General features: G+C 64.4%; 12 protein-coding genes. 8 read left to right on the top strand and 4 right to left on the bottom strand.

All coding sequences use genetic code 11. The features are described from left to right. Positions 1-59: 59 nt before the first annotated feature. From BBTA_RS33390 to BBTA_RS33375, 4 genes are all read right to left on the bottom strand, one after another. On the bottom strand, positions 60-446 hold the full coding sequence (locus BBTA_RS33390; RefSeq protein ID WP_012046935.1) for a hypothetical protein: 387 nt from the start codon (positions 444-446) through the stop codon (positions 60-62). Positions 447-541: 95 nt separating this feature from the next. After that, positions 542-1,612, bottom strand: a complete 1,071-nt coding sequence (locus tag BBTA_RS33385) for an alpha/beta hydrolase (RefSeq protein ID WP_012046934.1) — start codon at positions 1,610-1,612, stop codon at positions 542-544. Positions 1,613-1,842: 230 nt separating this feature from the next. Then, positions 1,843-3,381 carry an acyl-CoA synthetase gene (locus tag BBTA_RS33380; RefSeq protein ID WP_012046933.1) on the bottom strand — a complete coding sequence of 513 codons (1,539 nt, stop codon included), beginning with the start codon at positions 3,379-3,381 and terminating at the stop codon, positions 1,843-1,845. A 169-nt stretch (positions 3,382-3,550) separates the two neighbouring features. Continuing rightward, positions 3,551-4,723: an acetyl-CoA C-acetyltransferase gene (locus BBTA_RS33375; RefSeq protein WP_012046932.1), complete on the bottom strand. Its 1,173-nt coding sequence runs from the start codon at positions 4,721-4,723 to the stop codon at positions 3,551-3,553. A gap of 138 nt (positions 4,724-4,861) precedes the next feature. Between BBTA_RS33375 and BBTA_RS33370 the strand changes: the two genes are divergently transcribed. From BBTA_RS33370 to BBTA_RS33335, 8 genes are all read left to right on the top strand, one after another. Beyond that, the gene (locus BBTA_RS33370; protein WP_012046931.1) at positions 4,862-5,521 is read left to right on the top strand and encodes a TetR family transcriptional regulator; all 660 of its coding nucleotides are present in this window, start codon (positions 4,862-4,864) and stop codon (positions 5,519-5,521) included. A gap of 65 nt (positions 5,522-5,586) precedes the next feature. After that, a complete protein-coding gene (locus BBTA_RS33365; RefSeq protein WP_009027628.1) occupies positions 5,587-6,345 on the top strand; it encodes an SDR family NAD(P)-dependent oxidoreductase in 759 nt (252 codons plus the stop codon). A 209-nt stretch (positions 6,346-6,554) separates the two neighbouring features. Continuing rightward, positions 6,555-7,361, top strand: a complete 807-nt coding sequence (locus BBTA_RS33360; RefSeq protein WP_012046930.1) for an enoyl-CoA hydratase/isomerase family protein — start codon at positions 6,555-6,557, stop codon at positions 7,359-7,361. Positions 7,362-7,402: 41 nt separating this feature from the next. After that, entirely contained in the window at positions 7,403-9,271 is a 1,869-nt protein-coding gene (locus BBTA_RS33355) for an AMP-binding protein (RefSeq protein WP_012046929.1), read from the top strand. 156 nt (positions 9,272-9,427) lie between these two features. After that, the gene (locus BBTA_RS33350) at positions 9,428-10,555 is read left to right on the top strand and encodes an acyl-CoA dehydrogenase family protein (protein ID WP_012046928.1); all 1,128 of its coding nucleotides are present in this window, start codon (positions 9,428-9,430) and stop codon (positions 10,553-10,555) included. Positions 10,556-10,704: 149 nt separating this feature from the next. Continuing rightward, complete coding sequence (locus BBTA_RS33345; protein WP_012046927.1) at positions 10,705-11,949, top strand: acyl-CoA dehydrogenase; 1,245 nt, start codon at positions 10,705-10,707, stop codon at positions 11,947-11,949. 152 nt (positions 11,950-12,101) lie between these two features. Further along, positions 12,102-13,349 carry an acyl-CoA dehydrogenase gene (locus BBTA_RS33340; RefSeq protein WP_012046926.1) on the top strand — a complete coding sequence of 416 codons (1,248 nt, stop codon included), beginning with the start codon at positions 12,102-12,104 and terminating at the stop codon, positions 13,347-13,349. Positions 13,350-13,515: 166 nt separating this feature from the next. Beyond that, complete coding sequence (locus BBTA_RS33335; RefSeq protein ID WP_012046925.1) at positions 13,516-14,163, top strand: nitroreductase; 648 nt, start codon at positions 13,516-13,518, stop codon at positions 14,161-14,163. Positions 14,164-14,622 lie beyond the last annotated feature (459 nt).

Below are 14,622 nucleotides of genomic sequence, written 5' to 3'. Positions count from 1 at the left end.
AGCGCAGAGGGCGCCGACCTCCCGGTCGGCGCCCTCTCTGGCTCTCATCGCATTGGCGATCAATAGCGATCGTAGTACCAGTGGTGATGGTGATGATGGTGGTGGTGATGGTAGTACCGGCGCGGTACCACATAGACCCGGGGGCCGTAGCCGTACCCATAGCCAGGGCCGTAGCCATAGCCGCGCCAGTAACCGTGATGATGGTGGTGGTGATGATGGTGGTGATGGTACCACTGCGCCAGCTGCACCTTCGGCTTGGCCTCCGGCGGCGCCTGCTCGTCGAGCGCCTGCAGCACCTTGGCCGCATTCGGGATCGGCTCGAGCAGGTCGGCGTAGGAGTTGGCCTTCAGCACGTCGCTCGGGGCCGGAGCCGCTGACGCCTGCGCCGTGCCGAGCGCGCCGACAGCGGCGACCGCGCCCAACAAGCCTGCGATCTTCTTATCCATAAAACCTCTCCTGATGCGCATCGCCCGGATGCAAAAACGTCAACCCCGATTGTTCGTTCCTCGAATCGCCTAATAAGTCGGAACGGCGTCCGAAATCAGGCTGTCGATTTGTTCAGGAACGTGAACAGAAGCTCATTGACATGGTCAGGTTGCTCCTGCTGCACCCAATGGCCGGCACGATCGATCAGCTCGCACAGGATCATGTTGGTGCACACTCGGGACTGCATCGCTTCGAACACACCGGGCCGTTGGTAGATGCCCCAGTCTTGCAGGCCGGAGATGAATGCAGACGGAACGTCGATGGTGCGATCCGACCACGTCTGCAATTCCGCGTCGAACAGGCCTGATGTGCCGCAGCGATACCATTGCAGGCCGCCCTGGAAGCCGTTCCGTTCATATTCGGCGGTATAAACCGCGAGCTCGCTGTCGGGCAGCCAGCGATTGGCTGCGATCGCCGCCGCGTCGGGCATCTCCTGGGCGACCGTCTCGGCCATCGTCTTGTCGAGGTCCATCACGTAGTAGGTCGGCAGCTTGGCTAGCTCGTCTGCATTCCAGGCTTGGAGCGAACAGGGTGCGTTGCCCGACCAGTTGGCGCTCTTGTGATGATAGTACGCGCGCAGGAAAGCATGCAGGCCTTGCGGCGCCCGATGCATGTCGGCGTTGGCCTCTGGTGTCGAGTAGTACCATTGATAGTGCTTGCGCGGACGCGACAGCGCGGCCAGCTCGCGGTGCACGGGGTCCTGCTGCGGCGTGAGGGGATGATCCGCGATGCCGAACGGCGCGGCCGGCGGCCCCGCGAACGGCGCGCTCATCATCACGACAGATCGAAAAACATCGGGGCGGATCACCGCGCACCACGCGGCGACGAAGCTGCCGAAATCGTGGCCGACCACGGCCGCCACATGGCGATGGCCGAACGCATAGACGACGCCGAGCGCATCGCGCACCAGATTGGTGAAGCGGAACGGGGCGAGGTCGCCACCATACTCGGGGCTCCAGCCGGTGGTGCGGCCATAGCCACGCTGGTCCGGCGCCAGCACATGATAGCCGGCTGCCGCCAGCGCCGGCATCACCTTGCGCCAGCTGAAGGCGAGCTCGGGAAAGCCGTGCAGCAGCAGCACACACGGCCGTCCCGGCGTCTCGAAGCCGGCCTCGAGCACATGCACGCGCAAGCCGTTGATGCCGTCGACGAAGCGGGAGCGGATGGAGGGGGGCAGCGGGAGCGGGGCAAGAGACTGAGACATGGCGTGTACTCTCCTCGCGTCGTCCCGGCGAACGCCGGGACCCATAGCCACAGGATAACGTGGCCGGGCGTGCTGGCAGCTCCAGCCTTCGCAGAATTCAAAACGGTGGCGATGGGTCCCGGCGCAAGGCCGGACGACAGCCCGCCTGGGGGTCAGGCCGCGCCCTTCTTCGGCCAATAGCGTTCGCGCAAATGGCGTTTGACCAGCTTGCCGGTCGGGGTGCGCGGCAGCTCCGGCTCGAAGTCGATCGAGCGCGGGCATTTGATCGGCGACAGATGCTGGCGGCAGAACAGGATCAACTGCTCCTCCAACGCCTTGCCGGCACGGGACATGTCGTGCGGCTGCACCACTGCCTTGACCTCTTCTCCCATCTCCTCGTTCGGCACGCCGAACACGGCGACATCAGCGACGTCGGGATGGGTGATGAGAACGTCCTCGGTCTCCTGCGGGTAGATGTTCACGCCGCCGGAGATGATCATGTAGGATTTGCGGTCGGTGAGATAGAGGAAGCCGTCGGCATCGAGATAGCCGACATCGCCGAGCGTCGACCAGCCCTTGTCGTTGTAGGCCCGCTTCGTCTTCTCCGGATCGTTGTGATAGGAGAATACAGGCGCGTCGGCGAAATAGACCGAGCCGATCTCGCCGGTCGGCAGCTCCTTGTCGTCCTCGCCAAGAATCTTGATCTTGCCGACGACGGCGCGGCCGACGCTGCCGCGATGCTCCAGCCACTGCTTCGAGGTGCACACGGTGACGCCGTTGCCTTCGGAACCGGCATAATACTCGATCAGGATCGGTCCCCACCACTCGATCATCTTCGCCTTGACGTCGACAGGGCAGGGCGCGGCGGCGTGGATCGCGCCCTTCAAGGTCGAGACGTCGTAACGCCTGCGCACATCGTCGGGCAGCTTCAGCATGCGCACGAACATGGTCGGCACCAGCTGCGACTGCGTGACCTTGTATTTCTCCACCAGTCGCAGGAAGTCCTCGGCGTCGAAATGCTCCATGATGATCGAGGTGCCGCCAAGCACGATCGCCATCATGTTGAAGCGCAGCGGCGCCGCGTGATAGAGCGGCGCCGGCGACAAATAAATGCTCTCGGCATTCATGCCGCACATGTCGGCGCAGAGCACGCGCAGGAACTGATTCGGCGCCTCGATAGGATTGCCTTCAAAGTCCTTCTTGATGCCCTTGGGCCGCCCGGTCGTACCGGACGAATACAGCATGTCATAGCCGGCGACCTGGTCGGCAATCGGCGTCTTGGGCTGCGCGCCAGCCTCCTTGTCCCAGGAGCGGAAGCCGGGTTCGGGCTCGTCGACCATGAAAAACATCGGGCCATCAGCCGCGGTCACGAGATCGCGGACCTGCTCGGCGCATTTCGGCGAGGTGATGAAGACCTTGGCGCCGCAATCCTTGATGATGTAGGCGATCTCGTCCTTGGTGAGATAGCGGCTGATCGCGGTGTAATAGAGGCCGGAGCGCTGCGCGGCCCATGCGATCTCCATGAAGGCGAGCCGGTTCTCCATCAGGAAGGCGATGTGATCGCCGGCTTTCAGCCCCAAAGCGCGGAACAGCTGTGCACCCTGGTTGGAGAGCTCGTCGAGCTCGCGATAGGTGATGGCCTTGCCGGTCGCCGCCATCTGATAGGCGATCTTGTCGGGATGGCTCTGGGCATGAATGGAGGGGTGGGTCATGAGGGGCACACCGCTGATCTGGAAAAAAGCTGTCGTCCCGGCCTCGAGCCGGGACCCATAACCACAGGAGCCTGTGGTGAGAGCAAGCTGTGGCTCCAGCTCGCCCGACATTCAATTCGGTGCTTTGGGTCCGGCTTTCGCCGGGACGACACCGTTATTGAGGCGGGACCTACAGCCGCTCCACGATCGTCACATTCGCCATGCCGCCGCCTTCGCACATGGTCTGCAGGCCGTAGCGCTTGTTGCGCTGCTTCAGCGCATGCAGCAGCGTGGTCATCAGCTTGGTGCCGGAGCCGCCGAGCGGATGGCCGAGCGCGATCGCGCCGCCATTGACGTTGAGCCTCTCAGGATCGGCGCCGGTGGTCTTGAGCCAGGCGGTCGGCACCGAGGCAAAGGCCTCGTTGACCTCATAGAGGTCGATGTCGTCGATCGACATGCCGGCCTTCTGCAGCGCGCGCTGCGTCGCCGGCAGCGGCGCCTCCAGCATGATGACGGGATCGCCGCCCATCATCGTCATGTGATGCACGCGCGCGATCGGCTTGACGCCGAGCGACTTCAGGCCGCGCTCGTTGACGACCATCACGCCCGAGGCGCCGTCGCAGATCTGGCTCGCGGTCGCCGCCGTCAACTTGCCGTTCTCGGCGATCAGCTTGACGCCCTTGATGCCGTCCAGGCTGACATCGAAGCGGATGCCTTCGTCGATATGGTGGGTGTCGGTCGAGCCGTCCGCGCGGGTGATCTGCAGCGGGACGATCTCGTCCTTGAAATGGCCGGCTTGTGTCGCGGCAATCGCGCGTTGATGGCTGTTATAGGCGTATTCGTCGAGCTCGTCCTTGGACAGCCCGTACTTCTCCGCCATCATCTCCGCGCCGGTGAACTGGCTGAACTGGATATTCGGATAGCGGCTCTGCATGTTCGGGCTCATGTAATGCCCGAAGCCGTTCTTGGCCGGCAGCGTCGAGGCGAGGCCCATCGGCACCCGCGTCATCGACTCCACGCCCGCGGCGATCACGACATCCATCGCGCCGGACATCACTGCCTGGGCCGCGAAATGCAGCGCCTGCTGCGAGGAGCCGCATTGGCGGTCGATCGAGGTGCCCGGCACGCTCTCCGGCAGCTTCGAGGCCAGCACCGCGTTGCGCGCGATGTTGGTGGACTGCTCGCCGGTCTGCATCACGCAGCCCATGATGACGTCCTCGACCTGGTCCGGCGCGGCGCCGGAGCGCTCGACCAGCGCGTCCAGCACCGTCGCTGCGAGATCGGCCGGATGCCAGCCGGCCAGGCGGCCTCCTTTGCGACCGCCGGCCGTGCGTGCAGCCGCGACGATATAGGCTTCCGCCATGACGTTTCCTCCCTAGACTTGGTGTTCGTAATTGGCGCCGATTTAAATGCGCGATTGAGCCTTAGTCAATCGATCAATTAACTCTTGAGATCAACTCTGGCTTCGGCTTATCTGGCTCGATCATTAGCGAGACACGTCTTGAGACCACAGCTTCAGAACAGCGTGCCGGAGAAACTTCCCGCGGGGCGGAATGCCACCGCGGAGAAGCTGTTGGATGCGGCGAGCGAACTGATGATCGCGCGCTCCTCGATCGAGATTTCGCTGAGCGACATCGCGCAGAAGTCCGGCGCCAACGCCGCGCTGGTCAAATACCATTTCGGCAACAAGGATGGCCTGCTGCTGGCGCTGCTCGCGCGCGACGCCGCGACCGAGGTGGCCAATCTCGAATACCTCCTGGCGCAGCCGATTTCGCCGACGGCCAAACTGAAGCTGCATATCAGCGGCATCATCCGCGCCTATCACCGGTTTCCCTATATGAACCGGCTGATCCATTATCTGCTGCATGAGAGCAGCGCCGAGGCGGCCGACGAGGTGTCGAAGTTCTTCGTCGCGCCGCTCTTGGATTTCCACCGCCGGCTGATCGAGGAGGGCGTCGCCCAGGGCGAGTTTCGCGCCGTCGATCCGGTGCTGTTCTACACCAGCCTGATCGGCGCCTGCGATCATCTGTTCTTCGGCCGCCATGCGATGTCGCGCGCCATCGGCGTGGGTCCGGTCACCGATGATGTCTGCCGCCAGTACATCGCCCATATGGAGGCGCTGATCTGCGGCGGAATATTGCAAGGGGCGAGTGGCGAATAGCGGCTTCCCTCTATTCGTTGCTCTCTACTCGCTATTCGCCAATAACAAACAACGGAGGAACCATCATGCAGTTGAACAATGTTGCCGTTCTCATCACCGGCGGTGGCTCGGGTCTCGGCGCCGCCACGGCACGCGCCATGGCGGCCAAGGGGGCCAAGGTGGCCGTGCTCGATCAGAGCCTGGAGAATGCCGAGAAGGTCGCCGCCGAGATAAAGGGCGTCGCCTTGCATGCCGACGTCACCAATGAGGACCAGGTCAAGGCCGGCATCGCCAAGGCCGAGGCCGCGCACGGCATCGCCCGCGTGCTCGTGAACTGCGCCGGCATCGGCGGCTCGCAGCGCATCGTCGGCAAGGACGGCGTCTATCCGCTCGCCAAGTTCGCCCGCATCATCAACGTCAACCTGATCGGCACCTTCAATGTGCTGCGGCTGTTTGCGGAGCGCCTGGTTACCGCCGAGCCGATCGGCGAAGAGCGTGGCGTTGCCATCAACACCGCCAGTGTTGCGGCCTATGAAGGCCAGATCGGCCAGATCGCCTATTCGGCGTCGAAGGGCGGCGTCGTAGGCCTGACGCTGCCGGCCGCGCGCGATCTCGCCAGCCAGAAGATCCGCGTCAACACCATCGCGCCCGGCCTGTTCCTGACGCCGCTGCTGATGGGTCTGAACGAAGAAGCCCGCAAGAGTCTCGGCGCCCAGGTGCCGCATCCGGCCCGTCTCGGTGATGCTTCGGAATACGGCAACCTTGCGGTCCACATCGTCGAAAACCCGATGCTGAACGGCGAAACCATCCGTCTCGACGGCGCCATCCGCATGGCGCCGCGCTAGTCGTTCCATCTAAGGTGCCCCCTCTCCCCTTGTGGGAGAGGGTGGCGCGCGAAGCGCGACGGGTGAGGGGTCTCTCTCAGCGCGTGAGAATGTCGAGATAAACCCCTCACCCGAGCGAATCCGGGGCTGATGTCGGTGATGCCCTCTCCCTCAAGGGGAGAGGGCGCAGTAACGACCTCCGGCGCATTGTTGAAGCGAGCGAGCTTTGCATGTCCCAACCGCTGCTGATCGAGCACGACAATGGTGTCGACCGGGTGACGCTCAATCGTCCGGACAGTCTCAATGCGCTCGATTCCACGCTGATCGACGCGCTCAATACCTATTTCGAGGGTCTGCAGCGCAATCGTACCACGCGCGTCGTGGTGCTGAAGGGCGCGGGACAGAATTTCTGCGCCGGGCTCGACCTGAAGGCCGCGATGCAGCGGCGTGGCGGCGTCAACGAGCCGCCCAGCGTAACCGAGTCGCTCGACTCGCAGCGGCGCATTGCGGACATCGTGATGCTGATGCGGCGCTGTCCGCAGCCGATCATCGCGCTGGTGCAGGGCGCGGCCGCCGGCGGCGGTTTCGCGCTGGCGCTGGCCGCTGACATCCGCATCGCCTCGCGCTCGGCGCGGATGAATTGCGCCTTCATCAAGCTGGGACTCGGCGGCTGCGACATCGGCACCAGCTACTTTTTGCCGCGCCTCGTCGGCGTGTCCGTCGCCTCCGAGCTCATCCTCACCGGCCGCTTCATCGGCGCCGAGCGCGCGCTGATGGTCGGATTGGTGTCGGAGATCGTCGAGGAGGACATGCTCGAGAGCGCCGCCGCGCCCTTCATCGATGCGATGATGAGCGCCTCGCCGGTAGGGCTTCGGCTGTCGAAGGAGTGTCTCAACATGAGCGTCGACGCCGCATCGATCGATGCCGTGATCGCCATGGAGGATCGCAACCAGGTGCTGTGCAGCCGCTCGGAGGATTTCAAGGAAGGCATTCAAGCCTTCCTTGAGAAGCGCAAGCCGGTCTATACCGACCGCTAGATATCAAGATCCGTAAAGGACGATATTTCGGGAGACGCAAAATGGACGGGACGGCAGCGAAGGTGCTGGAGAAGCCGGCATTCCGCAAGGTCAATTGGCTGGCGCGCGACATCGACGTCGAACGCCGTGCCGATGGCGTCATCATCATCAAGTCGCGCATTCCGCTGCAGGCCTATGAGCCGCATCTCGCCGCGCCGCTCGCCCGCTGGGCCAAGGAGGCACCGACGCGGACCTGGCTCGCGCAACGCAGCGGGCCCGAGCGGCAATGGCGCAAGCTGTCCTATGCGGACGCCAAGCGCACCGTCGATGGGCTGACGCAAGGACTGCTCAATCTGAAGCTCGACGGCCGTCCCGTTGCGATCCTCTCCGGCAATTCGATCGAGCATGCGCTGCTGACGATGGCCGCGATGCAGGCGCGGCTGCCGGCGGCGCCGGTGTCGCCGGCCTATTCGCTGATGAGCCACGATCATCTCAAGCTCAAATATCTATTCGGGCTGGTGAAGCCGGGCGTCGTGATGGTGCAGGACGGCCCGACCTTCGAGAAGGCGCTGAAGGCGCTCGACCTCGACGGCGTGACCGTGATCCATGTCGCGCGTCCGTGTGACGGCGTTCCGAGCGTCGGCTTCGCCGATCTGGCGGCGACGCCGGTGACATTGGAGGTCGCGGCGTCGGTCGCGCAGATCACGCCGGAGACCGTCGGCAAACTCTTGTTCACCTCCGGCTCGACTGGCATGCCCAAGGCGGTCATCAACACCCAGCGCATGATGTGCGCCAATGCGGCGATGATGATGCAGACGCGCCCGCGCGGGCCCGATGCGCCGATCTCGACGGTGCTCGACTGGATGCCATGGAATCACACCATGGGCGGCAATGCGCTGTTCAATCCGCTGCTGATCGAGGGCGGTACGCTGTACATCGACGATGGCCGGCCGATGCCCGGCCTGTTCGACGAGACGATCAGGAATCTGCGGGAGGTGTCGCCGACCTACTACGCCAATGTCCCCGCCGGCTACGCCGCGCTGGCGGCGGCGATGGAGAAGGATGACGCGCTGTGCCGCTCCTTCTTCAAGGATCTGGGCATCATGGCCTATGGCGGCGCGCGCCTGCCGGATGATCTCTACGAGCGCATGCAGGCGCTGGCCGTGAAAACAACCGGCGAGCGGATCGTGTTCTACACCGGCTGGGGCTCGACCGAGACGGCGCCGACCTCGACCGGCACCTATTGGAACACCGAGCGCGTCGGCCTGATCGGCCTGCCATTCCCCGGCGTCGAGCTGAAGATGGTGCCGACCGGCGACAAATACGAGCTGCGGCTGCGCGGCATCAACGTGATGCCCGGCTATTTCGGCCAGCCCGAGCTGACCAAGAAGGCGTTCGACGAGGAGGGCTTCTACTGCATCGGCGATGCCGGCGTGTTCGTCGATCCCGATGATCCGGCGCAGGGCATCATCTTCGCCGGCCGCGTCGTCGAGGATTTCAAGCTGACCACCGGCACCTTCGTGCATGTCGGTTCGCTGCGCACCGATGCGATCGCCGCCGCCACCCCGGCCGTCCATGATGCGCTGGTGACGGGGCAGGACCGCGACTATGTCGGACTGCTGGCGTGGCCCAATCTGCATGCCTGCCGGCAGCTGGTCGGCAATCCCGAGGCGACATTCGCGGACGTGGTGAAGCATCCGGCCGTCATCGATTGCGTTCGGCGCGGCCTCGAGGCCCACAACAAGGAGTGCGAGGGTGCAAGCAGCCGGCGCATCGGCCGCGCGATGCTGATGGTCGAGCCGCCGTCGATCGATGGCCATGAGCTGACCGACAAGGGCTATATCAACCAGCGCGCCGGCCTCGAACGCCGCGCCGCGCTGGTCGAGCGGCTCTATGCCGCCGAGCCCGACAGCGACGTGATCATACTGTGATGAGTCCCCGCTCTCTCTATTCGTCATTCCGGGATGCGTGCGAAGCACGCAGGCCCGGAATCCATAACCCCGATCGGGCGTATGGATTCCGGGCTCGCGCTCCGCGCGCCCCGGAATGACGGAGATACTTTCGAATATCAAAGGCGAGTGACACCCATGAACTTCGATTTCTCCGACGACCAGAAGCAGTTGCGGGACCAGGCGCGGAAATTCCTCGCCGAGAAGTGTCCGCCCAAGGCGGTGCGCGTCGTGCTTGACGGGCAGGCACCCTATGACCGCGCGCTGTGGAAGGGCTTTGCCGAAATGGGCTTCCTCGGCGTTGCCATTCCGGAAGAATATGGCGGCGCGGGCGCCGGCCATCTCGAGCTGTGCGTGATTGCCGAGGAGGTCGGCCGCGCGCTGGCGCCGGTGCCGTTCTCATCGACGGTGTATCTCGCCGCTGAGGTCCTGATGCTGGCCGGCAGCGATGCGCAGAAGCAGGCGTGGCTGCCGAAGATCGCGAGCGGCGAGGCGATCGGCACCTTTGCGCTGTTCGAGGGCACGGGCAATCCCTCTCCGAAGGCGATCAGGCTGGACGCGGCGAACGGTGTCCTCAATGGCGTCAAGACGCCGGTCGCTGACGGCGCCATTGCCGATCTCATCATCGTCGCGGCGCGCACCGCCTCGACCGGCCGCGACAGCGACATCTCACTGTTCCTCGTCGATGCGAAGGCCGGCGGTGTCGACGCCAAGGCGTTGACCAATCTCGATCCGACCCGTGGCCAGGCCGAGCTCACGTTCAAGACCTGCAAAGCGGAGCCGCTCGGCGCTCCCGGCGAGGGGTGGAGCATCATCACCCAGGTGCTCGATCGCGCCGCGGTGCTGACGGCGTTCGAGCAGGTCGGTGGCTCGGACCGCGCGCTGGAGATGGGCCGCGACTACGCGTTGGATCGTATCGCCTTCGGTCGTCCGATCGGATCGTTCCAGGCGGTCAAGCACATGCTCGCCGACATGTATGTCTCTGCGACCCTGGCGCGTTCGAACGCCTATTACGGCGCCTGGGCGCTCTCGACCAACGCGCCTGAATTGCCGGAGGCTGCGGCATCGTCGCGGATCAGCGCGACGCAGGCCTATCAGCACTGTGCCAAGAACAACATCCAGGTCCATGGCGGCATGGGCTTCACCTGGGAGTTCGACTGCCACATGTACTACCGCCGCGCCAACGCGCTCGCGCTCGGCCTTGGCAGCCTGTCCTACTGGGAAGACCAGCTGATCGACCGCATGCGCAAGCGCAATGCGGCGTGAGTCAGAGCCGAACATGCCGTCGTCATTGCGAGGAGCCGCAGGCGACGAAGCAATCCAGTGTCTTCGTTTGGCCCTGGATGGCTTCGCTTCGCTCGCAATGACGCTGACGAGATCGACCGGTCAATTGCTACCAGAGCAGGGTCTGAACCATGAATTTCGATGACACTCCGCAGGAGGCCGCGTTCCGCAGCCAAGCCCGGGCTTGGATCGCCGCCAACGCGCCGAAGGAATATGAAGACGAGCTGCGCGCCACCTCGCTTGGCCGTGTCGGGCTGAAGAACGCCGATATCCTTGAGGTCGCCAAGGCCTGGCAGAAGAAGAAGGCCGATGCCGGCTGGGCCTGCCTGCATTGGCCCAAGGAATATGGCGGCCGCGGCGCCTCGCCGATCGAGCGCGTCATCTGGCAGCAGGAGGAGGGGCCGTTCGGCAAGCTCTCCGGCCTGTTCATCATCGGTCACGGCATGTGCGGTCCGACGGTGATGGCCTATGCGTCCGAGGAGCATAAGCGGCAGTATCTGCCGCCGCTGGCGTCGGGTGAGAAGGTGTGGTGCCAGCTGTTTTCCGAGCCCGCGGGCGGCTCGGACGTCGCGGGCCTGCGCACCCGTGCCGAGAAGCGCGGCGACGCGTGGGTCATCAACGGTCAAAAGATCTGGACCTCGGGCGCGCATTACTCCGACTACGGCATCCTGCTGACGCGGACCGATCCGACCGTGCCCAAGCACAAGGGGCTCACCATGTTCTTCCTGGATATGAAGAGCAAAGGTGTCGAGGTGCGTCCGATCAAGCAGGCGAGCGGGCATTCGGACTTCAACGAGGTCTATTTCACCGACGTCGTGATTCCGGACTCGCAGCGGCTCGGCGCCGTCAATGACGGCTGGAACGTTGCCCTCACCACCTTGATGAACGAGCGCATGTCGATCGGCGCCGGTGTCGCGACCGGCTTTCCCGAGCTGTTCGCCTTCTGCTCCAACCTCATGCTGGACGATCGTCCGGCGATCGAGGACCGCAATGTGCGCTCCAAGCTCGCGAGCTGGGCCGTGAAGGCGAGCGGGCTGAAATACACCAGCATGCGCGCGATTTCCGCGCTGTCGAAGGGCGAGCGTCCCGGTCCGGAGAACTCGATCGGCAAGCTGGTCGCGGGACCCATGATCCAGGACGTGGCGGCCTACGCGCTCGATCTGCAGGGGGCGGCCGGCGTGCTGAGCGGTTCCGAGGCGGAGCTTGCCGGCAAATTCCAGGCGATGCTGCTGCGCGCCCCCGGCACCCGCGTCGAAGGCGGCACCGACGAGATCATGCGCAACATCATCGCCGAGCGCGTGCTCGGCCTGCCCGGCGACATTCGGGTCGACAAGGACGTGCCGTTCAACCAGGTGCCGACCAAGGGACGCGCCTAGACCCTTATCGTGAGGAGCTGCGCAGCAGCGTCTCGAAGGATGAGGCCCGTATCGGGGCCTCATGGTTCGAAACGGCGCCAAGGGGCGCCTCCTCACCACGAGGGGAAAGGCCTGACCCGAGATCAGCTATCCACTGACGCAAGAGAGCCACCATGAACTTCGATGACACTCCGCAGGAAGCCGCCTTTCGCGAGACCGCGCGTGCCTGGGTCGCAGCCAATGCGCCGAAGGACCTCGAGGCGGAGCTGGCGAGTTCCTCGCTCGGGCGCATCCGGCTCAAGCATGCCGATATCGTCGAGGTCGGCAAGGCCTGGCAGAAGAAGAAGGCCGAGGGCGGCTGGGCCTGTCTGCACTGGCCAAGGGAGTATGGCGGCCGCGGCGCCACGCCGATCGAGCGGGTCATCTGGCAGCAGGAGGAGGGCGTCTACGGCAAGCTGACGCAGCCGTTCCAGATCGGCGAGGGCATGTGCGGCCCGACGGTGATGGCCTATGGCAGCGAGGCGCACAAGCGGCGCTACCTGCCGAAGCTCGCCTCCGGCGAGGAGATCTGGTGCCAACTGTTCTCCGAGCCCGCCGGCGGCTCGGATGTCGCGGGCCTGCGCACCCGCGCTGAGCAGCGCGGCGATGACTGGATCATCAACGGCCAGAAGATCTGGACCTCGGGCGCGCACTACTCCGATTACGGCCTCCTGATCACGCGCACCGACCCCAACGTGCCCAAGCACAAGGGTCTGACGATGTTCTTCCTGGACATGAAAAGTCCCGGCGTCGAGGTCCGCCCGATCAAGCAGGCCAACGGCATGCAGGAGTTCAACGAGGTCTATTTCACCGACGTGGTGATCCCGGACAGTCAGCGCCTCGGCGCGGTCGGTGATGGCTGGAACGTGTCGCTGACCACCTTGATGAACGAGCGCATGTCGATCGGTGCAAGGCTCGCCACTGGCTTCCCAGAAATCTTCGAGTTCTGCACCAACCTGATGACCGACAACGGGCTTGCGATCGACGATCGCGCCACGCGCTCCAAGCTGGCGTCCTGGGCGGTGAAGGCGAGCGGGCTGAAATACACCAGCTACCGCGCGATCTCGGCGCTGTCGAAGGGCGAGCGACCGGGGCCGGAGAACTCGATTGGCAAGCTGGTGGCCGGTGTCATGCTGCAGGATATCGCGACCTATGCCATGGATCTCGAGGGCGCCGCAGGCGTGCTCACGGGCGCAGACGAACAGGTCACGCAGGGACAGTTTCAACAGATGCTGCTGACCTCGCCCTCGATGCGCATCGCTGGCGGCACCGACGAGATCCTGCGCAACATCATCGCCGAGCGCGTGCTCGGTCTGCCCGGTGACATCCGTGTCGACAAGGATGTGCCGTTCAACAAGGTGCCAACCAGGGGACGGAGCTAGGCCCTCATTCTGAGGAGCTGCGCAGCAGCATCTCGCCTCATGGTTCGAGACGGCGCTGGGCGCCTGCTCACCATGAGGGGAGGCCATCGGTCGGAGCGAGAACCATCCAATGCAAACAGATGCCGAAGCCGTGCAGACAGACCCCATTGCCATCCTCGAAGAGCTGATGGCCGCGCGGTTCTCCTGCCGCAGTTTCCGGATCGATGCGGTGCCGCGCGCGACCATCGAGCGCATCCTGACGGCGGCCCAGAAGACGGCATCGTGGTGCAACAGCCAGCCCTGGCGGGTCGAGATCACCTCGGGGGCGGCGACGGAGGCGTTCCGCAAGGTGATGTATGCGGCTGCGTCGAGCGGCAAGCCGGCCGCAGGCGACTTCCCGTTTCCGCGCGAATACAAGGGCGTCTATCTCGATCGGCGCCGCGAGAGCGGCTTCCAGCTCTACAACGCGCTCGGCATTGAACGCGGCGACAAGGCGGGCTACGCGCGGCAAGCGCTGGAGAACTACAACTTCTTCGGCGCGCCGCATGTGGCGATCATTCATAGCGACGAGGCGCTCGGCACCTATGGCGCGATCGACTGCGGCGGCTATGTGACGAGCTTCCTGCTGGCGGCGCAGGCGCTCGGCGTCGCCACGGTGCCGCAGGCGGCGCTGGCGTTTCATTCTGACCTGGTGCGCCAGCATTTCGGCCTTGCAGACGATCGCAAAATCGTCTGTGGCATCTCGTTCGGCTATCCCGACCTCAGCCACAAGGCCAATTCCTACCGGACCAGCCGTGCCGCGATCGCAGACACCGCCCGCTTCGTCGACAAATAGGATCATAACTTGGTGCGCTTGTGGCCAGTGTCACGGCCGCCAGCGCGCTCTTCAAAGCGGCTTAACCCCCGCAGATCAATTGCGTGTGTCCGGCCGACGTCGCGCCCCGGATCAAATGCGCTGTGCGCGGCGGCTTGGCGGCAGCGAACTTGAGCCGTGCATTCGGGCCGAGGCGACCAGGCTTATCGCCTCCGGCCAGCTGTGGATCGGGCCACATGTTCAAACTGCATCTAAATCGATGGCTTGATAATCAGCCGGAGATAGGCTCGCTCTCGATCGGCGGGCGATGGGATATGAAACTTGGCTGCGAGCCGCTAATTGTTGGTGTTGGTTGACGGGGGCGAACATTTTTCCTTGAGTTCATGGGCCTCCAGCAACGATATTGACAAAATCCTTTCTAACATTTTGAGTTGCATCGCGCGAGCGTCGACAATGCAAAATTGCAGACGCTCAATGATC

Source organism: Bradyrhizobium sp. BTAi1 (genome assembly GCF_000015165.1).
Lineage (GTDB): Bacteria > Pseudomonadota > Alphaproteobacteria > Rhizobiales > Xanthobacteraceae > Bradyrhizobium > Bradyrhizobium denitrificans.
Note: the sequence above shows the minus strand (reverse complement) of the source record. Positions and strands in the feature narration are given on the sequence as shown.